Here is a 20883-nt window from a genome sequence, read left to right as displayed (position 1 = left end):
TGTGGTCAATGCCTGACATCTACAGAAACATTGTCCGTCAGAATCAGCCTTGCCCACCATTGTTAGGTATATATAGCCAGAGCGTGGAAAAGCAACGAGTAATAGTCATTGGTGGCGGTGCAGCAGGTTTTTTTGGCGCGATCGCAATCGCCCATGCCCACACCAACGCCGTCGTCACCCTTTATGAAGCCGGTCCCGAGTGTCTAGCCAAGGTGCGCATCTCCGGCGGTGGCCGCTGCAACGTCACGCATCACTGCTTTGAACCTGCCCAGCTGGTGCAGAACTATCCCCGTGGCGGCAAAGCATTGCGCGGCGCATTTTCTCGGTTTCAGCCCCAAGACACTGTTGACTGGTATCGCAACCATGGCGTCAAACTCAAAACAGAAGCGGACGGACGCATGTTTCCCGTGACCGATGACTCTGCCACCATCGTCGATTGCTTGATAAAAACTGCCCTGAAAGCAGGCATCATCATCAAAACTCGCTCGCCTGTGAAACAGGTAACCGCAACAGAACCAGGTTTTTTAGTGGGGCTAAAGGAGGGCAATGTGAAGTGCGATCGCATCCTCCTGGCCACCGGCAGTAGTCCCCAGGGACACCGCATTGCCAAAAGTCTGGGCCACACCATTGAGCCACCGGTTCCCTCTCTGTTTACATTCACCATTAAAGATGCCGCCTTAAGGCAGCGCAGCGGCCTCTCCATGGACCCCGTAGAGGTAAAACTCAAACTGCCGGGCCAAAAGAAACCCCTTTCCCAAACAGGTCCAGTGCTGATCACCCATTGGGGTCTCAGCGGCCCAGCCGTTTTGAAACTATCGGCCTGGGGTGCGCGTGCCCTCCACGGGCAGAGATATAAAGGCACTGTGCTGATTAATTGGTTGCCCCAGCTGACACAGGATAATGTGCGAGCACTGCTGCAAACTGCTAGGGAGGAAGGGGGAAAACGTGCGATCGCAAATCACAATCCCACACCGGCCCCCAAACGTCTTTGGATCTATTTTGTCCAACGCGCCCAAATTGATCCCCAAGCCCAATGGACAACATTGTCTAACAAAGCCATCAACAAACTCACCCAAGAGCTCTGCCAAGGAGAATACTTCCTCCAAGGCAAGGGCGTATTCAAAGAAGAGTTTGTCACCTGCGGCGGCGTTCGCCTCAAAGAGATTAACTTTAAAACCATGGAAAGCCGCCTCTGCCCTGGACTCTTCTTTGCAGGAGAGATTCTAGATATTGATGGCATTACCGGTGGTTTTAACTTCCAAAGTGCCTGGACAACAGGCTGGCTAGCAGGCCATGGGATCAATTCGTCACACCTTTGATGGCCCATACGCATTCAAATATGCATGCAACGCAAATATCATAGATAATCAACCTATAAGCACGATTCAAAAGGCACCATTAATTCAACATTACAAAAACAGAGACAAAAACAGAGATTTTTCCGGTTGAAGAAACACAGCAACTTAGCACGAGAAATGGTTAACATCTTGCCATTCAAATCCGTAGAAACAACTTTAATTGCTGAGTTCACAAAAGAATCAAAATACTTTGTAGTGTGTTAAAAGATCTGAATACAGGAAACATTTACCCCCAAAGCCTTTTCAAAGATCAATATTATCTTCTTTGAAGACTGTATCCTTCATAAATAGACGAACCGAAGCAAACCAAATTTTGTTGTTGAGTTCATAGAGGAACCACTTATGCTTCGTATTATATTTAAAGAGTTACATACAAATAACCATTATATTAGTGATGTGACAGCGAAACAGTTACTATGCTCCAAGTGCACATAAACAAGATAAAACAAAGGATGTCAACAACTTTCTTTGCGTTCGAACACCTCATTACCAGCATACAGCTTCAAATTCGTGCATATCTTGTTTATTGCCACAGCATATGCAACAACTATATCTTCGAGTCTTAGGGGGACCTCCATAAGATTCAGAAACTGACAGAGTTTCTACGTCCTGGCATGGTTAGCTTTAGTTATCGTTAAAGCCCATTTTCCAGATTATTTAAATCTGCAATAGCTTCTCAATGGGCATCTGCCAATGTTGAAGAAGTTAACTGATCTGCCTGCCAAAAATACAAGGTTGCATCTCTTTGTTGAGCTGAATTGGCGGACCTTCTTTTGCCTGACCCAGTAGTAGGTGTAAGCCGTCAATAACTGTTTTCGCTTCACCATCTTGCTAGCAAATTCAACACACCAAGGAACACGATTTAAATGGATATCAAATCTCTAGGTGCTGCTTTGCCTGAGCAGCTAACATTGAAGGCTATCAATCGTATTCACCGTCACTATAGTGATCCTAACGATCCTAACGATTCAACATATGTGGATCTTGTGATTGAAGATGGAGGTGTCTTAAATGGCACATACGGTGGCTTTTGTATCGATAGCGACCGAGATATTGGGTTTGGTGTAGATGAAAACTTCAACGGTATCATCGATGCCAACACCAATGAAGTGGGGAGTAGCTATTCTGCCAAAGTTTATTCCAGCTACGAACCCTTACCCGATGAATTAGTGGGTCAGGGTCTCATCGAAAAACCTGAAAATCTAGACTTACTAAACTGGATTATCAATCAGGATTTTACTCAGCAAACCTCCCCTAGTGGTTCTGGGAATTACACTTGGGCAGACCTACAGAGGGCTGTTTGGACATTAATTGATGATGAAAACTCTACCGCTGGTGGCATTGGTGAAGAAGGGGACTACTGGCAACAGGAACGAGTAGATGAGATTGTTGCAGCAGCTCGTGCCAATGGTGAGGGGTTTGTTCCGAGCTATGGTCAAAAAATGGGGATTATTATTGTTCCCGATACAGATGGTGATGGTGCACCTGATGCACAGGTCCAGTTTGCGGCTATTGAGCTAGCCAAGCTAGGCGATAAAGTATTTGTTGACAGCAACCGTAATGGCATTCAAGATGTGACAGAAGTGGGGGTTGCAGGAACAACCGTCAATCTACTAACCGATGTTGATGGTGATGGCACTATAGAAGCTGATGAGGTGATCGACTCTACCACTACTGATAGCAATGGTGAGTATCATTTCACCGTTGTTGCTGGTGATTATAAAGTTCAGTTTGAAACACCTGATGGATTTGAATTTACCGATGCCAACACCGGTAATGATGCCCTGGATTCAGATGCAGATACAACCACAGGTCTTACTCACAAAATCACCCTAGACCCTGGTGAGTACGACAGCACCATTGATGCAGGAATTGTATCTGAAGCAACTGCAAGCCTGGGCGATCGCGTTTGGTACGACACCAATAAAAATGGCATACAAGATGCGGGTGAACAAGGCGTTGCAGATGTCAAAGTCACCCTGACGGGCGGTGGTGCAGATGGCATCATTGGGAATGCTGACGACACCACGGCTGAAACTGTCACTGATGCTAACGGCAATTACGCTTTCACAAACCTCAATGCGGGTGAAGAATATAAAGTCACATTCTCTCACTTACCCCAGGGTTATACATTTACCCAAGCTAATGCTGATGACATGACAACAGAAGAAGTCGTCTTTGAGTCCAGCTTTGAAAGCGTCAGCAATGGCAGTTTTATTAAAGCACCCCTAGAAGGATGGCGGTCAAAGGACGGTTATCTTGAGCTGCACTATAACCACTCAGCAGATGGGAACAACCACATCGAGCTGAATGATGACAGACTGAATTATTACAACGATACCAGTCAAATTTATCGGAATATTGCGACTGAAACAGGCAAGCAATATACCCTCACATTCCAGTCAGCAGCCCGACCAGGGTACAATGCCGATGTCAATGCCCTAGAGGTTCGTTTAGATGGTGCAACACTTCTAGAGGTCAAAGAAGATGGCACTCAGAGTTCAGGGCTCAACTGGAAAACCTATACCGTTACATTTGAGGGTGACGGCACCACAAAACAGCTGGAATTTTTATCCACTGGTATCGCTCAAAACTATGGTCGTGGAGCCCGTTTGGATGACATTAAGTTGGTTGCTAGCAGCGGCAGCAACAACGATGCTATTGATTCCGACGCTAATCCTGACAATGGCATGACTCAAATAGTCACCTTAGCCGCTGGTGAACATAACTCCACCTTAGATGCAGGGTTAGTGAAAACAGCAGTCTGTGCCAAGTTAGTAGGTACAGAGGGTATCAATGAAGGCAAAAAAGGACGTTACTTTGTTGAACTCGATGGTGTTAGTGATGTTGATCGCTATTTCACAGTTCAAGTAAACAGTGGCTCTGCCAAAATGACGACTGATTACCGTGCAGGTTATCAAGACATCATGTGGGGTGGCTATTACGATACTCGTAATCGCTGGGGTCGGGTGATTAAAAAGACCTATGGTTATATCGCCCAAGGTCGCGCTGGTTACACTGGGGACGATCGTAAAGCCATTGGCCCTGGCGATGCTAGCTGGGACTATACAGTCTATGACCAGAATGGCCATAAAGACTACGATGGCGTGATTCAGGTTAAAGTCGCTGCCGGTCAAACCAAGTCTGAAACCTTCCATGTGCAAACCTGGAAGGAAAAAGTCACCGTTGATTGGGATGCCCCCACGCGCAATGGTTACTATGAGGGTACTGAACGTTTTTCGGTTAGTCTGGTATCCGGTGATGCTGACAAGCTATGTGGCGATCATATCGATGTTTCGATTCGCGATCGCACCCACTACGACTTCTTTAGCCCCATTGCCCTTGATCTGAATGGTGATGGCGTTCAAACCACTGCTATGGGTGCAACAATTGGGACCTTTGACCTTTTAGGCACAGGCACTGCCATTGAATCTGGCTGGCTCTCCGGTGCTGATGCATTCCTCGCCGTAGATAACAACGGGAATGGCATCATCGACGATATTTCTGAGTTGTTTGGTGGTGAAGTGGGTGAAGGTTTTGCCAAACTACAGACATTTGACACCAATGGTGACGGTCTCATTGGTAATCAAGAGATTCTTACGGGTGGCATAATTCTTTGGCAAGATGCCAATGAGAACCACACAACTGATGAGGGAGAACTGATTACCCTAGGCTCTCAAGGTATCACCAGCCTCAACACCAGCTTTGAAGAAACCCCTGTATATCAGCACGGTAACGTTCTGATTGAACATGGTTCTGCTAACAAAGTGGACGGCAGTCAGATTGACATGGTAGATGCCTACTTCCAGATTCCTGCAACAGCCAGTAATCATGCTGAGACCATGACTAGTCTTGGATAATTAGTCAGGCACAGGCAAGCCGATCAATCGGCTGTGACCTTTATAGCAAACCGCTGACTGCATATCTCCAAAGGAGAGGCTGCAGCAACAGCGGTTTGCTGTGCCCATAGCTGTTACCACCTAATGCTTCAGCAATTATCTATGGCTGAACTATGGGTGCCAAGCGATGCTAACCCGACAAGAACAACAACCCTAAACTATCCGTCTCTTTTGCAAGGTAGTATCCAGAGTGACTAAATTTGTCCCTTCCAGGTCAATGTCTGCTCTGCAACATTACTCCCATAGGAACGAATAATCTTGAGCTCCACTTGAGCCCGGGTGCCGCCGCTGAGAAGCTGGGAGGCAATGGGCAATCGGCCCAGGGCTAAGGTAAACCGGTTATGGTCCTGTTGCACCAAGTCATCTGGCACGGGGCCATCAAACTCTACGTCATAACGACGACGGCGACCGTCATTGCCTGAGGTGCTATAGCGAACTTCAAAGCGTGTGTCTAACACATCAGAACGCTGGGCCAGATCGACCACGTTCACTTCAAAGGTACGGCTGCGACCATCAACGCGACCCATAGCTAGTTCGGTTACGTCCGCCACAGGCACAATGCCATCTACTCGGTAAGTAGTTAGGGTCTCTTGTTCTACGGTCTCTCCCAATAGCCAATACTCTTCAGGAAAATCAATATCGACTTGACCATTGGGTCGTAATGTTAAATCTATCGTTTCAGTAAAGGCTTGCAAGTCTTGGGAAGCCTGCCAATCAAGGGTAAATTGTCGATCAATAAATCCTTTATAGGCCTGATATTCATCGGCAATGACAGACCCAGGAGCCAGCAGGTTTGTCGATCCTCTGCGGGTCTCCCACAGGTTACGGGACAAAGTAACGGTTTTATTCGCCAGACTGGAAACTGAATGGGACTGTTCAGGATTTGCTTGGGGTAAGGGCTCTAATTGATTGATGAGGACCAGCTTGCCGATGTTACCCGCTGTGCCGTCGGCACCGTTGCGGCCATCTGCACCATCGCGGCCATCATTACATTCGTACTCTTCTTCTCGGCAGGTGCCGTTTTCACAAACTTTAACGGTCCAGCGTTCGTCGTCACATTCACAACCATAGGTACCATCACCACCACGACCACCACGACCACCGCGTCCCCCGCCTGCCATTGCTAAAACCTGTCGTAGGTGACTGGGGTCAGTGTATTGAACCGTCAGGGTACCGCCATTGCCACCACGACCGCCATTGCCACCATGACCGCCATTGCCACCATCGGCAGCATTCAAATCATGGCGCTCATCGCGGGGCTGCCGTCGACACCGCAACCACTCAGCGTTTTCACCAAAGCCACCGTCTTCTCCATCGGTCCCGGATAGATTCAAATTCAGGGGTTGACCCGTTACTCGAACGGTTTGGTCAGCGCCATCCCGACCATTACGACCGGCTCTACCATCCCGGCCATGCCGACCATCACGGCCAAATTCCCTGGTACTCCTGGCCAATGCAGCTGTGCCACAGACATCCATAGCAGCCAAAGACACCCAACTAGTCAACGTCAGGGTGCTCGCTGTTAATGCCGTCAAACTCAATCGCCATAAATAAGGAAAACCAGAAAACATAGTCATGGGGCAATACTCAACAAAAATCCTGTCACAGGGGGGCTGACAGCCACGTAGCCAGGTATGATCACAGACCACAATGTCAGTGGGATGCATTCCTGGTCAAATGGCTGTTACTCCCAGATAAACCAACATAAATACGCTTGACAACCCCCTATAGGCCAAAGTTTTTTCCGACTACGAATGAATGATGTAGCGCAATGTGTAAGAGGAGTTGATAGGCTATAGGTTGCTTGCACATCACATTGGCTTTGCCAGCCAGAGGTTGCAGCCTAAGGGTTCAGGGGTCTTCATGCTCCTGACCAATCTGAAACACGTTACAAATTGGTGTCCATGTTATCCACCCTCGACGATCTAAAACATCGCCTGCAAACAGCCCTTGTGAGTGCTTTTGGCCCCGATTTGGAAGGTACCGATCCGGTCCTGGTGCCGACGAATAATCCTAAATTTGGTGACTACCAAGCTAATGTGGCCATGTCACTGGCCAAGCGATTGAAAGACAAGCCGCGTGCGATCGCAACCAAAATTGTCGCAAACCTCACCCTCGACGACCTTTGCGAAGAGCCCCAAATTGCTGGGCCTGGTTTTATCAACCTCAAGTTCAAAACCGAGTACCTGCAAGCACAGCTCAAAACGGTTTATACAGACGATCGCCTGGGCGTCCCCACTGCCGACCCAGTTCAGCGGACCATTGTTGATTTCTCTAGCCCCAACATCGCCAAAGAAATGCACGTGGGCCACCTGCGCTCCACCATCATTGGCGAATGTATCGCCCGCACCCTAGAATTTCTTGGTCACGATGTATTGCGCTTAAACCACGTGGGCGACTGGGGCACCCAGTTTGGCATGCTGATCACCCATCTGAGGGATGTATGCCCTGAAGCGATCACCGAATCATCCTCAGTGGATATCGGTGATTTGGTAGAGTTTTACAAACAAGCCAAAAAGCGCTTTGACGACGATGAAGACTTTAAAACCACGTCTCGTGAAGCCGTTGTTGATCTCCAGTCCGGAGAAGAAAATGCCCGAAAAGCATGGCAGCTCCTCTGTGAACAATCCCGAAAAGAGTTTCAAAAGATTTATGATCGCTTAGACATTACCATTCAAGAGCGAGGAGAATCTTTTTATAATCCCTTACTTGAAAATGTTGCCAAAGATCTTAAGTCTCTTAACTTGTTAGAAGAAGACCAGGGTGCCCAGGTTGTTTTCCTAGAAGGATTTACCAATAAAGATGGTAATCCTCAACCATTGATTGTGCAAAAGTCTGATGGCGGTTTTAACTACGCCACCACTGACCTTGCCGCTATCCGCCAACGCACCATCGACGAAAAAGCCCAGCGAGTCATCTACATTACCGATGCAGGACAGGCAAACCACTTTGCCCAAGTCTTCCAAGTAGCCAATCGTGCCCATTGGATCCCCGCAGGTGTGGACCTAGTGCATGTCCCCTTTGGCCTGGTTAAAGGAGAAGATGGTAAAAAACTGAAAACCCGTTCCGGTGAAACCGTTAAGCTTAAGTCCCTGCTAGATGAAGCTGTCACCCGAGCAGAAAAAGATTTACAAACACGAATTACCGAGGAAAACCGGGACGAATCGGCAGAGTTTATCCAGACGGTGTCTACGGCTGTGGGTATCGGTGCCGTTAAGTATGCCGACCTCAGTCAAAACCGCACCAGTGATTACATTTTCAGCTTTGATAAAATGCTGGCCCTCCAGGGAAATACAGCTCCTTACATGCTCTATGCCTATGTAAGAGTCCAGGGCATTAGTCGCAAGGGCAACATCGACTTTACTCAGTTAGGCGATGCCCCTATTTTGCTGGAGGATGACTCAGAACTGACCCTAGCCAAACATCTATTAGAACTTGACACAACCGTGATGGAAGTAGCGCGAGATCTATACCCCAACCGATTGTGTCAGTATCTATTTGAACTCAGCCAAAAGTTTAACCAATTCTATGATCGATGCTCAGTGCTACAGGCAGAAGAACCGCAGCGGACTTCGCGCTTAATGCTGTGTGATCTGACAGCTCGTACCCTTAAACTAGGACTTTCACTCCTGGGCATTCCAGTATTGGAACGCATGTAGCCTGTATGTACAGATATCAAACAGGGGGCTAAATAGGCAAGTCCCGTGAGTAATACAGTCGCAATCTTCCGTGGTGTCTGTAGTTTCACCTATCGAAGCTGTTCTGTTGTTTCAGGTTCTTCATAGAACAACCTAACAGCAGGACATGAGAAAAGGGGAGAAGTTATGGAGTCCGGTGCTTCTAGGAGACGCTTCTCCCCAAACTTTGCAAACCCAGAGGGAGGGTAAATTCTTTATATTCAGCTGGATGCTAGGCCACTTACCTAAACAGATGTTTCACTCAATTACTGTTCCTCTGTAATTACCTATGCAACAATAAAGTCGCGCCACAATAACAAACTATTGAGATATGCAGTCGCATCTGATTAACCATCATGATTAAATTATCTCCCTGGTTGACTATAGAACACGTAAAACAAAAATCTCCCAGTCTAAATGCTGGTTTTAAGAGACTTCAGACACCCATTAGATCCGCTTGATTGTCAAACTATCCAAATAAGCTTGAGGATTAGTAGGATCAAACTTAATGCCGTCAAAAAAGGTTTCAACACCACGGGACATGTCACTGGGAATACCGTCAAATCCAGCTTCCTGGGCTGCTTCTCGCCAAATATCTTCCCGATTCACCTGATCAATGATCCGCTGAATCGTATCAAAATCACTAATGAAATTCTGATGGAATCCCCAGCGTAACATCTCAGTCAAAAACCACAGATCATGACTCTTGTATGGATATGAGACATTACCTCTGGGGTCAGTCCAGTAAAGGGGACCCACATTGACATCCTTAAAATCTGCCTTAGCATCACCCATCGCATAGCCACCTTCATAAGGGGGCGTTAGAATATCCACCGAGACGTTGAAATAATTACGACCAGAACAAATCCGCACTAGCTCAGGACGATTCGCTGGATCATCAGACCATTGCTGTGCTTCCATCAGACCTTTTAGCAATGCCTTTGTGGCGTTGGGATTACCATCAACCCAGTCCGCCCGCAGTGCCAGATACTCTTCCGGATGAAATTCCCATAATTCATGGGTGAGACAAGACATAAAGCCAATCTTGTCAGCAACAATACGATAAGGCCATGGATCACCGGTACTAAAAGCATCCATCGTACCATTACGCAGCCCTTTTACTGTCTCAACAGGGGGTACAGTCAATAAATCAATATCGTTATCAGGGTCTACTCCTCCAGCCGCAAACCAGTAACGAATCCAGAAGTCTTGATTTACATTGGGGAACGTATGGGCGGCCTTAAATTTACGACCTTCATTGCTGGGAAAACTCTTAATATAGTCAGCTGCTCCCGAGATATCCACACCTAAGCCTTGCCCTTCATGGATACCGGAAATAGCAATACCATTGCCCTGAGTATTAAGCTGGGCCAAAACATACATGGGCACTTTTTGCCCATTGGTGATAATCCCTTCACTAATTAAATGAGGCATGGGCATCTGCCACTGACCACCGTCAATACCACCCCCTTCTGAACCAATTGTGACGTTATTCCTTGCTGCGGCCCAGGTCGCTTGCTTAGAGAGTTCTACATCAGTCATCCCATATTTAGCAAAAAATCCCTTCTCTTGAGCGATAATCATCGCTGCTGATTCCACAATAGGAATATACCCGAGTTTGACAGCAGTCGTTTCTGGGGCATCTCTTATGGCTACAGGAACAGGCACGTTAGCTGTTTCTGAGGAGGGATTACCGACACAGCTTTTTAGCAGCACGGCACCTGCTGTTGATGCACCTGTAGTGTACAAAAATTTCCGACGAGAGACCCTTTTAGTAAAATCCGTCATCAACACCTCCTTTTATCCAACAACCTTGGACAATATGTTCGACATTTGAACAGATCCAAAAATCCTTAAATAAACACATATGCAAAGGCTGCAAGAGCCTTTAACAGATCAGTAAGGGCACCCGACAATCAGATTGCAACTAGCCACCAACAGCTCAATGAAGTATGTACTACTAACAACCGCTATTGAATAGATCTAAATCTATGAGATTTAAATCTTTGATATACATAATTCTATACTTAAACCATCAAAAAACAACCTCTGTTCGCATTAATCACAAATAAATTGTTAAAACTCAATTACAAGGTTTGCTTATGGATCAATACAAACACTTTTTGTTTGATTATAGAAAAATAAAGGTACCACCGCGAATAAAATAGACTCTAATCTATGAGAACAAAAGATTTTACCCTCTAAAACTACGAATTATCAGTAGGTAAGCTCTTGCACAGTCAAAAAAAGGACAGGAATGAGCGGCAACTCCCTGTCCTTAAAATTGAAATATTTTCCAGTGCGCGATCGCAAACAAAAGAGAAATATCTATCCTTTCCCAAACGTAGAAGCAATGCGACTAGTCCACCTGCCAAGCGGGCGTATGCTTTTGATTACTGTAATTATCAGACATGGGTGTAGGCGTTGCAGGTGGGCGCGCGAGATTAAAATGAGCAATAGATAATAACAAACCTGTACAACAGCCTAAGAAAAACAGCCAGCCGTGGGACGCATCAAAGACCCACAGAAGCTTACGATTTTGCCCATATACGTGAACAATCCAGGGTTCTGCAATAGATTCTCCCAGTTTTCTCATTACCAGTTCTCCCAAATAATAATGTAGTAACGTAAATCTCAACCATTGAGAAGTTCAACAAGATGACAAGAGCTTACTAAGTCAACCATAGGCAGGGATTACACTTGAAAACAACAATTCTGAAGGTGAAGTATAAAGATTGGACAAATGAGACACTTTTGTTGTGAGTTGCGCCTACCTTAATAAGATGCAAGTGATGAACAAGGAATGTCAAATATTCATATGCAAATCTGCGTATAAGCGATCACTATCATTAAAGTAGGGTTCACGATACCCTCGCTTTCTCCTAATCAAATGGTTTAACTGGGCTGAAAACTTGCTACGTAACTTAAAAATAAAAGCTATGGATAACAGTGCGGATTTAATTTGTATAGGATGTATCCTGTAGCAGGTCCCTATCTTCAGAAAAATCCTGCTATGAAGCGAATTATCCTATCTTCTAGCTTAATCTTAAGCACAGTTCTCGGTATCACAGGAGCGGCTAATGCCCAGGTTCCAGCTGTAGACGTGCAAGCTTCCACTGAAACAGCCTGCTCTTCTACAACACAAGCAGAGCAGATAGCACTGAACGCCGCCAAGAATGAAGCTCGGCAAATGGCAGAGTTCACGAACGGTGGCTTAAATTATTATCGTGCTGAACGCGCTATGCATGGCGCTGCAATCGAATCTCCCTGCGAAGTAATTGCCCCAGAAACATGGCGCTTCACCATCAGAGGGGGCGACCCAACTGACGTTGTTCTTTCAGAAGAATATACAACTGTCAGCATTGTGACGGTGCAAGGTACTGGTAGCGATCGCACAATCACCTTAGACTACAATGGCCCTATTGAAGAGTATGGCCAGCAGTAGTTTTTAGCACAACGGCAGTGATCGTTTATCTACTTCAACAAGAACTTCACTGCCGCTATCCCTCACATACCCAAACAATCAAGCATCTTTCTGCCAGGGCATTAAAAGCCATTTCTGCTGCGGCAAGATCTGCCATAGTAACCATCAGAGAGGGTCCTTTAGCCTCTTCATAATTACCTGGCATTGACTGATCTACACCAACTTAGACAAACCTGGCTCAAGCCTTAGCAATGCTTGAGCAGTCCCTGAATCCGGCACGATTAACTCAAAGTCTTCAAACTCAAATCCAGGCGCAACCGAGCACCCTACAAGCACGCGATCTTTGATAGGAACAGCAGCCTGCCAGTAGCCCGCTGGAATCACATGGCAGAAATTCATGGACTTCGCTGAGAGTTCAATGGCATCAATGGTGGATGCACAACCGTCCCATTGGTACAAAAACACTCCTTCCCCCTGATAAAGGTTCCACACCTCGTCATTGCTTACACGATGAAAGCGACTGACCTCATAGGGCTCCAGAGAAAAATAAATATGGGTAAGGGCAGTTCTCGTTTTGTCAGTGGCGGTAACTATCGTTGCAGAACGGTAGACCTCAAGATAACGACCACCTTCAGGATGGTCTAACAGGTCAGTATATTTCATGGGCAAACATAGAAATCTAATGCTGTATACGTAAGTGGATACTCAGGACTACTCTAGCAACCGTGACGTCACTATCATCAGCCCTGTGTGCAAAACTCACAAACAGACGAGCATATGCACCCACCCTTAGCACTGGTTAGCGCCGCTCCCTGATTACATTCGCTGAAACGAGGCAACATTAGACTTGCCTATAAAACGCTATCCATGCATTGCTGCTACGTCCTAGAGATACGCCACCAGTATCAGGGAATAATACTTAAAGATAGTGAATAGGATCATGGTCAGATAATCTTCTTCCATAAGAAGGAGAGTTCAGTTAGTGAATTCTTTGAGGTGTTGAGAATGACTGTTGGTACTCCCAGTGATTCTAGAGACATTACGAACCGGAGTGCTTCAAATGAAATAGTGCACTGCACAGGTGCGGCAACAAGATACCCCTTAACGGTCAGCAAACAAACAGCATTAAGCAAAGTTGTTGCCTTAATGAGTCATGATCGTCAAACCTGTGATCTAAACTGTGCCCTCCCTGCCAATAATCCCTCCCATAGACCACCTGAAAATTCGTCCTATCAAGACTCCCCTGAGTTCCCCCCATTGGTACTAAGCTGTGCCGTGATCCTAGACAACGGTAAACCCATTGGTATCGTGACTGAGCGTGATCTTGTGCGTTTAGCGGCACGGGGAACAGTGATTGCAGAGCAAACCGTTGAAACAGTGATGACGTCTCCGCTCATCGCCGTCAATCAAACACAGGCCAACGACTTATTTGCCGCAGTTAATCTCTTAAAACAGCACCGTATTCGCCACTTACCTATCGTTGATCACGATGACAGATTAGTTGGTATTGTGACCCGTGAAGGGCTGCGCCAGTCTCCGCAAATTAGTAATTTATTACGCCTACACCAAGCAGTAGACACCATGACTGGTGATGTCATTCAGGCTCCACCAACCACGACCTTAGAATCAATTGCCCAGTTGATGAGTCAACATCAGGTCAGTTGTATCGTCATTACCAACACTATTGAGGAGCAGACGTTTCCCATTGGCATTATTACCGAAGGCGATATTGTTCAATCCCAGGCATTGTCATTGGATTTTTCTCATCTCCCTGCCCAAAGCGTGATGAGCCATCCCGCCTTTTGTACGTCACCTAACCTTAACCTATGGCAGGCGCATCAGCTTATGGCTGAACGTCGGATTACATATCTGGTCATTATCCATGGAGATGGTCGTCTGGCTGGAATTTTGACCCAAACAACAATGTTCAAGGTCTTGAATCCAGAAAAAATGGTCGACGTGATCAGTATGCTACAGCAACAGGTCGAGTGCCTGGAAACTGAAAAGTTGCAATTACTAGAATCACACAATACTGAACGGCCACAAGCAGCGCACTGTGAATTAGCGACTTATCAACAAACAGAACTTTGCTTCTATGAGAGTGATCAGCACTATGTCTCATTAGCTGCCATCATTCCTGTAATCATCTTTCAAACTGATATTTTTGGAGCGTGCATTTACATTAATGAATATTGGACAGAACTCACTGGCATCTCCCGTCAGGAAACCTTAGGTCAGGGTTGGGTACAAGGGATTTACCCAGAGGATCGCCTAAATGTGCTAACCACCTGGCAACAAGCCGTGCAAATGGGTCAATCCTGGCAGCAAGAGTTTCGATTACAATTGTCCGATGGCTTAGTGAAGTGGGTCTATGGACAAGCCCAGCCAAAATGTTGCATGGCAGGCAAGGTTAGCAGTTATGTCGGTAGTCTGATAGATGTTAGCGATCGCAAACAGGCAGAATTGGACCTACGTGAGAGCGAACAACGGTTCCGACGGGCAATCGCAGACGCTCCGGTACCGATCATGATCCATGCCGAGGATGGCGAAGTCTTACAAATTAACTCAACCTGGACAGAACTTACAGGCTATACCCACACAGATATTCCCACCACCCAAGCCTGGATAGAGCGGGCCTATAGTGAGCAGGCCGCCAGTGTGATGGGCAATATAGTTTCTCAACAGTACAGTTTGAAATCTCGTTTGGAAGAAGGAGACTTTACCATTACGACCCATGATGGGCAACAGCGCATCTGGAATTTCAGTTCAGCCTCACTCGGCAACCTCCCTGATGGTCGGCGAATTGCCATCGCAATGGCAGCTGACATCACAGAAAAACAGCAAGCACAAGCTGCCTTGCAAGCTAGTGAAAATCGCTATCGGGCATTAGTTGAGGTCATTCCAGATTTAATGATACGTCAGGATGCAGAAGGTAACTATCTCGACCTGGTAATGTCTGACGAAGTTCGATTTATTCAGCCTGACCTCGCCTATAGTGGGGTCAACATTTATGACCTGCTACCGTTAGAACTCGCCCAACAACGCATGGTTTATGTATATCAGGCATTAGAAACTGGCGAGGTACAAATCTATGAATTTGAAATTGATATTGGAGGAGAACTACGCTGGCAAGAAGCCCGGATTATCGCCATTAACCCAACAGAGGTTCTAGTCATTGTTCGCGATATTAGTAAACGTAAACTTGCAGAACAGAAACAATATCAAACAGAAGCATCATTGCGTCAGATTGTTGAAGGTACTGCAGCTGTTACAGAACACGACTTTTTCCAGGAGTTAGTTCAACACATTACCGCAGCTCTAGATGTACGGTATGCAGGCATATCCGAGGCGACATCAGATGGTTTTGAAATCCTGGCATTTTGTGCGGATGGTCACTTACAAACGATTGATGCTTACCCGGACGAACAGTTTCCTTGCTGTATTCAAGCACTTCAACAAGGACAATATCATCAACCTGATTCACTGCTCAGTGTTTATCCAGAAAGTGAACTGTATAGCAGCTTAAACGCAGAAAGTTACCTTGGCATTGCCCTGCGTAATAGTGCAGGCACCTCCATTGGCAATCTATGTATCATGCATGATCGTCCTTTAAGGAATCACCAATGGATGATCAATTTACTCAAGATTTTTGGAGCCCGAGCTGGTGCAGAGCTGGAACGCTATCAAACAGCCCGACAACTCCAGATACTGACTAGCGAACTAGAACAACGGGTTGCTGATCGCACAACAACCTTAGCTAAAACTGTTGAACATTTACAAACCGAAATCAAACGACGACAAGCCCTTGCAGACCTATTACTCAAGAGTCAGGACCAATTGCAAGATATTTTTGACAGTGCTAATGACATGATTCAGAGTGTCTCACTCGCCGATGGTTCGTTCGAATTTGTCAACAGATCTTGGTTGGAAACATTGGGATATACGGCCCAAGATTTAGAACACATCACAATCCTGGATGTTTTGCATCCAGATTATCAGGAACACTATTTAACGTTGATACAACAGCTAAAAACAGGGCAATTACAAAAGCTTGAGCAAGTCGAAATTAGTTTTGTTACTAAAAATGGTCATGTCATTGAAGTTGAAGGCAACGTCAACTGCCGCATCGTTGATCATCAGACAGTTTATACCCGTGGGATTTTTCGCAATATTAGTGAACGTAAAAGAAATGAAGCACAACTCTATAATCTTTCAACACGTTTGAGTTTAGCTGTTAAATCTGGTGGTCTTGGCATTTGGGAATGGGATCTTATCAACGAGCAGTTGGCCTGGGATAGTCGAATGTGCGAACTCTATGGCATTCCACCAGAGGAATTCACAGGACATTTTACTGATTGGTCAAATCGGGTTCATCCAAACGATCTTGCAGAAGCACAGGCTAAATTTGAAAAAGCCATTCAAGAGCAAAAAGAAATGGATATCGAATTTCGGGTGATTCATCCTAATGGTCAGGTGCGACACATTAAAGCCAATGGGTTAGTCCAGCCTAATAACAAAGGAGAACATCAACGCGTAATTGGCATTAACATGGACATTAGCGATCGCAAAAAAGTAGAAATTGAAATCATCAAATCGCTAGAGCGGGAACGAGAGCTTAATGAAATGAAATCCCGCTTCGTATCCAACACTTCCCATGAGTTTCGAACTCCTCTAACCGTAATTTCAAATAATGCAGAACTGTTAAAACTATTTGGCAACAAACTCAATGAAACCGAACAACAACAATGTTTAGACACCATCTTGAACTATGTCGATCATATGACTGAGCTAATTGATGAGGTTTTGGTGGTCAGCAAAGCTGAATCGTATCAGATTCAGCTTAAAACTACCCCTCTAGATGTTGTTGAGTTTAGCCAACAACTAGGGCAAACAATTAGCCTGAGTTCACCAAAGCATCACGTCGAATTTGTGGTACAAGATGCCCGCTCCCACTTACAAAAACATAGCTATTATGCTCCAGTAGACAGTAAGATTCTGCAACAAAGTCTGACCAACTTACTAACCAATGCCATTAAGTATTCTCCCGAAGGTAGCAAAATAATTTTTCAGTTAGAGCTTTTACCTGACACTATTCAGTTTAGAGTCATTGATAAAGGGATAGGAATTCCTAAAGAAGATCAGAAATATTTATTTGAGCCCTTTCACCGTGCCACCAACGTTGGAACACGTCCAGGGACAGGTCTGGGACTGTCCATTGTGAAACATCTCGTCAATATTCACCAAGGCAAAATCAACGTTCAAAGTACCCTTGGACAAGGCAGTTGTTTTACAATCACAATTCCTAGCCAATGGCAGGAGCTCGATTCATGCCATAGATGACCCCACAGCTTTAGAAGGTTTAAGAAACATCAGAGGAATCACCAATTTATAGGAGTTATCTATCACAATCAACATGAGAAATTTGAATAGATTAGATGAGTTGAGATTCTTGTCAAACATGTTATTTACTCTCACCTTCTATGTATCCTCCTAAAGTAGCTTCATCTTGAGCTGGTTCAGCAACACAACGAACTTACTACCAGAGAATTCATCATGACAAAAATTCTAATTATTGAAGATGAAGAAAAGATTCGATCCAGCTTACAACGCATTTTGAAACTGAGTAACTTTGATGCTCTAGTAGCTGCCAATGGCTTAGAGGGCATTGAAATCGCAAAGAAAACACTGCCAGATATTATCCTTTGTGACGTTATGATGCCAGTGCTCGATGGCAATCAGGTCTTGCGAATATTAAAGAACAATCGTTCAACCGCAACCATACCGTTTATTTTTCTAACCGCGAAATCCCATCGGCTCAATATCCGTGAAGGAATGAATTTGGGAGCCGATGATTATTTAACCAAACCTGTTAAAATTGAAGACTTATTAGATTGTATTCATACAAGACTGGGCAAAAGAGAATTACAATTTCAACAATCACAGGCACAACTGAACACATTAAGCGCTAATATCGCTCGCTCCATTCCCCATGAACTCAATACACCTCTCAATGGAATCATTGGTTTTGCTGAAATCTTAAGTACAATGCCCGACCCCGAGGTGCAAGAACTCAGCAATGAAATTCTAGCTGCTGGCGAACGTCTCTTGGTCACCATTACTAAATTTTTGGTCTATATCGAGCTAGTAGAATTAACTATACACTCAGCGAAACCGAGTAACTTTTGCAAACAAGCCACTAACCTAGCAGCCTCTCCTGTGATTGAGGAAATTGCCAAACGAACCGCAACCAAATTAAATCGCCAAGCTGATCTTCGCCTTAAACTTCAATCTGGCAACATAACAATTTCCTCCTTCTTTTATGAGAAGTTACTGGAGGAACTGATTGATAACGCTTTTAAGTTTTCTGAGAATGGTGATGAGGTCATCATTAGTAATCGCTGGGAAAGTGGCCAAATGATTTTGATCATTCAAGATTATGGTCGTGGTATGACCTCAGACCAAATCAACGAAATAGCGGCTTATAACCAATTAGAGCGCTCAATATATGAGCAGCAAGGCCTTGGTTTGGGATTGGTAATTGCTAAGTATATTGCTGAACTTCAAGGCGGAACATTAATGATTAATAGTCAACCCACAGTTAGTACTACGATCTATATAACACTTCCACTACAACCAGCTCTAGCGAGAAAAGATCAATAAATCTCATAAAAGAGAATTCAACACAATGACAAACTTTACCGACTGCTCCATGCCGCATAGCTCACGTCTAAAGTATTAGCCTCCCCCCGCAAAACAAGCAGCTTTCTCCACAATACTCAGAGCAACAGCTTCAGCAACCTTAATACCATCAACACCAGCCGAGAGAATTCCTCCCGCATATCCTGCACCCTCTCCAGCCGGATATAGCCCCTTGGTATTAAGACTTTGAAAATCATCTCCACGCTTAATGCGAATCGGTGATGATGTGCGCGTTTCCACACCTGTTAGCACCGCGTCATGCATAGCAAAGCCTTTTATCTTTTTATCAAAGACAGGCAAAGCTTCACGAATCGCCTCAATGGCGTAGTCTGGCAGGCTTGTACTGAGATCACATAGATGCACGCCAGGTCGATAGGTGGGTTTAACATTCCCTAGCTGTGTGGAAGGCTCACCTGCAAGAAAGTCTCCCACCAACTGACTTGGGGCCTTATAGGTGCTGCCACCCAACTCAAACGCACGGGACTCTAATTCCCGTTGTAAGGCGATACCTGCAAGAGGACCATCTGGATAATCCTCTTCTGGAGTGATGCCAACAACAATACCGCTGTTGGCATTTTTACCGCTGCGTTCGTATTGGCTCATGCCGTTGGTAACAACACGACCAGTTTCTGATGTGGCCGCAACAACCTGGCCCCCTGGGCACATACAAAAACTGTAAACTGAACGACCATTGCTGCAGTGATGCACCAGCTTATAGTCGGCAGCCCCCAGGATTGGATGGCCAGCCTGTTCACCAAAACGACATTCATCAATCAGCGGCTGAGGATGCTCTACACGAAAACCAATGGAGAACGGCTTAGGTTCAATATAGACACCGCGTCGATGCAGCATTTCAAAGGTGTCACGCGCACTGTGTCCCACCGCCAGGACAACATGGTCAGTACGAATATAGTCACCATTGGCCAGGATCACCCCCCGCATCTGACGGTCTTCGATATCAAAATCGTCTACGCGGGTCTCAAATCGCACGTCTCCACCAAGAGAGAGAATAGTATTGCGCAGATTCTCCACAATCTTGACTAGCCGATAGGTGCCGATGTGGGGCTTATTGATGTACAGAATTTCTGGCACAGCGCCAGCATTCACCAACTCTTGCAAGACTTTACGACCATGGTGATTTGTGTCTTTAATCCGGCTGTAGAGCTTGCCATCAGAAAACGTACCTGCCCCACCTTCGCCAAACTGAACATTGGACTCGGGTTTGAACTTGCCCTTACTCCAAAAGCCAAAGGTATCCACAGAGCGTTCGTGCACCGCCTTGCCCCGCTCCAGAATGATGGGCTTAAACCCCATCTGGGCCAGCAATAGCCCGGCAAACATACCACAGGGTCCATTGCCAATCACCACAGGTCGATGCTCTAACCCCTGAGGGGCTGAAGCGACATAGTGATAGCTAGTGTCCGGTGTGGGATTCACATGGGGATCTTTCTTGAATCGGTTCAGCAGTTGCTTTTGTTTTGGTGTCTCAATGTCAACGATGTACACCAGCCGAATTTCACTACGCCTGCGGGCGTCATAGCTACGTTTGAAAACTTTGTAGCTAGCCATGTCAGCTGCTTTAAGACGCAGTTTTTTCAGAATAGTGGCCTGTAGCTCCTCGTCCGTATGGTCGAGGGGCAGCTTGATCTCAGAAAGACGCAGCATGGACAGAAATTGGGCGTGGGTCACTGTGGGTCACTGCCTATTTTGCCACGGTTGTCTGGCGATGGCGCTTTGCTCAGCCACTAGAACGTGACCAGAATCACAAAATGCGCTGGGGAATAACGATCTGAGGTTTGTATCAAATTTAACCGAACCTTGCACAC

The 20883-nt window shown here is 45.8% G+C and carries 11 protein-coding genes; 6 read left to right on the top strand and 5 right to left on the bottom strand.

What is annotated here, in order from left to right:
- Positions 1-83 precede the first annotated feature (83 nt).
- Positions 84-1319 carry a BaiN/RdsA family NAD(P)/FAD-dependent oxidoreductase gene (locus SPB21_RS24600; RefSeq protein ID WP_499868741.1) on the top strand — a complete coding sequence of 412 codons (1236 nt, stop codon included), beginning with the start codon at positions 84-86 and terminating at the stop codon, positions 1317-1319.
- Between the two features lie 905 nt (positions 1320-2224).
- Complete coding sequence (locus tag SPB21_RS24595; protein ID WP_499867916.1) at positions 2225-5218, top strand: SdrD B-like domain-containing protein; 2994 nt, start codon at positions 2225-2227, stop codon at positions 5216-5218.
- A gap of 233 nt (positions 5219-5451) precedes the next feature.
- Here the strand turns inward: SPB21_RS24595 and SPB21_RS24590 are convergent, their stop codons facing one another.
- Positions 5452-6834 carry a collagen-like protein gene (locus tag SPB21_RS24590; protein WP_499867915.1) on the bottom strand — a complete coding sequence of 461 codons (1383 nt, stop codon included), beginning with the start codon at positions 6832-6834 and terminating at the stop codon, positions 5452-5454.
- Positions 6835-7161: 327 nt separating this feature from the next.
- Here SPB21_RS24590 and argS point away from each other — a divergent pair, with 327 nt between their 5' ends.
- Positions 7162-8916: an arginine--tRNA ligase gene (gene argS / locus SPB21_RS24585; protein ID WP_499867914.1), complete on the top strand. Its 1755-nt coding sequence runs from the start codon at positions 7162-7164 to the stop codon at positions 8914-8916.
- A 465-nt stretch (positions 8917-9381) separates the two neighbouring features.
- Here the strand turns inward: argS and SPB21_RS24580 are convergent, their stop codons facing one another.
- Positions 9382-10722: a CmpA/NrtA family ABC transporter substrate-binding protein gene (locus SPB21_RS24580; RefSeq protein WP_163666119.1), complete on the bottom strand. Its 1341-nt coding sequence runs from the start codon at positions 10720-10722 to the stop codon at positions 9382-9384.
- Positions 10723-11293: 571 nt separating this feature from the next.
- Complete coding sequence (locus tag SPB21_RS24575; protein ID WP_163666117.1) at positions 11294-11530, bottom strand: hypothetical protein; 237 nt, start codon at positions 11528-11530, stop codon at positions 11294-11296.
- Between the two features lie 417 nt (positions 11531-11947).
- On the opposite strand from SPB21_RS24575, the gene SPB21_RS24570 reads away from it, so the two are divergent.
- Complete coding sequence (locus SPB21_RS24570; RefSeq protein ID WP_163666115.1) at positions 11948-12379, top strand: MDR/zinc-dependent alcohol dehydrogenase-like family protein; 432 nt, start codon at positions 11948-11950, stop codon at positions 12377-12379.
- Positions 12380-12571: 192 nt separating this feature from the next.
- Here the strand turns inward: SPB21_RS24570 and SPB21_RS24565 are convergent, their stop codons facing one another.
- Entirely contained in the window at positions 12572-13021 is a 450-nt protein-coding gene (locus SPB21_RS24565; RefSeq protein WP_499867913.1) for a cupin domain-containing protein, read from the bottom strand.
- Positions 13022-13363: 342 nt separating this feature from the next.
- Between SPB21_RS24565 and SPB21_RS24560 the strand changes: the two genes are divergently transcribed.
- Together SPB21_RS24560 and SPB21_RS24555 are read left to right on the top strand one after the other, a co-directional pair.
- The gene (locus SPB21_RS24560) at positions 13364-17698 is read left to right on the top strand and encodes a PAS domain S-box protein (RefSeq protein ID WP_499867912.1); all 4335 of its coding nucleotides are present in this window, start codon (positions 13364-13366) and stop codon (positions 17696-17698) included.
- 213 nt (positions 17699-17911) lie between these two features.
- Positions 17912-19018: a hybrid sensor histidine kinase/response regulator gene (locus SPB21_RS24555; RefSeq protein WP_499059734.1), complete on the top strand. Its 1107-nt coding sequence runs from the start codon at positions 17912-17914 to the stop codon at positions 19016-19018.
- A 75-nt stretch (positions 19019-19093) separates the two neighbouring features.
- Here SPB21_RS24555 and SPB21_RS24550 read toward each other — a convergent pair whose 3' ends face one another.
- Positions 19094-20722: an NAD(P)/FAD-dependent oxidoreductase gene (locus SPB21_RS24550; protein WP_163701181.1), complete on the bottom strand. Its 1629-nt coding sequence runs from the start codon at positions 20720-20722 to the stop codon at positions 19094-19096.
- Positions 20723-20883 lie beyond the last annotated feature (161 nt).

It is taken from the genome of Leptothoe sp. ISB3NOV94-8A, assembly GCF_043421595.1.
In the GTDB taxonomy this organism is placed as follows: domain Bacteria; phylum Cyanobacteriota; class Cyanobacteriia; order Phormidesmidales; family Phormidesmidaceae; genus Leptothoe; species Leptothoe turfae.
The sequence above is the reverse complement of the archived record's forward strand: the minus strand, read 5'-3'. Positions and strand labels throughout refer to the sequence as shown.

Excerpts from the sequence above, each read along its gene's own strand:
- SPB21_RS24570 (WP_163666115.1), top strand. The coding sequence starts at position 11,948 with ATGAAGCGAATTATCCTATCTTCTAGCTTAATCTTAAGCACAGTTCTC.
- SPB21_RS24555 (WP_499059734.1), top strand. The coding sequence starts at position 17,912 with ATGACAAAAATTCTAATTATTGAAGATGAAGAAAAGATTCGATCCAGC.
- SPB21_RS24565 (WP_499867913.1), bottom strand. The coding sequence starts at position 13,021 with ATGAAATATACTGACCTGTTAGACCATCCTGAAGGTGGTCGTTATCTT.
- argS (WP_499867914.1), top strand. The coding sequence starts at position 7,162 with ATGTTATCCACCCTCGACGATCTAAAACATCGCCTGCAAACAGCCCTT.
- SPB21_RS24550 (WP_163701181.1), bottom strand. The coding sequence starts at position 20,722 with ATGCTGCGTCTTTCTGAGATCAAGCTGCCCCTCGACCATACGGACGAG.
- SPB21_RS24580 (WP_163666119.1), bottom strand. The coding sequence starts at position 10,722 with ATGACGGATTTTACTAAAAGGGTCTCTCGTCGGAAATTTTTGTACACT.
- SPB21_RS24560 (WP_499867912.1), top strand. The coding sequence starts at position 13,364 with ATGACTGTTGGTACTCCCAGTGATTCTAGAGACATTACGAACCGGAGT.
- SPB21_RS24595 (WP_499867916.1), top strand. The coding sequence starts at position 2,225 with ATGGATATCAAATCTCTAGGTGCTGCTTTGCCTGAGCAGCTAACATTG.
- SPB21_RS24590 (WP_499867915.1), bottom strand. The coding sequence starts at position 6,834 with ATGACTATGTTTTCTGGTTTTCCTTATTTATGGCGATTGAGTTTGACG.
- SPB21_RS24575 (WP_163666117.1), bottom strand. The coding sequence starts at position 11,530 with ATGAGAAAACTGGGAGAATCTATTGCAGAACCCTGGATTGTTCACGTA.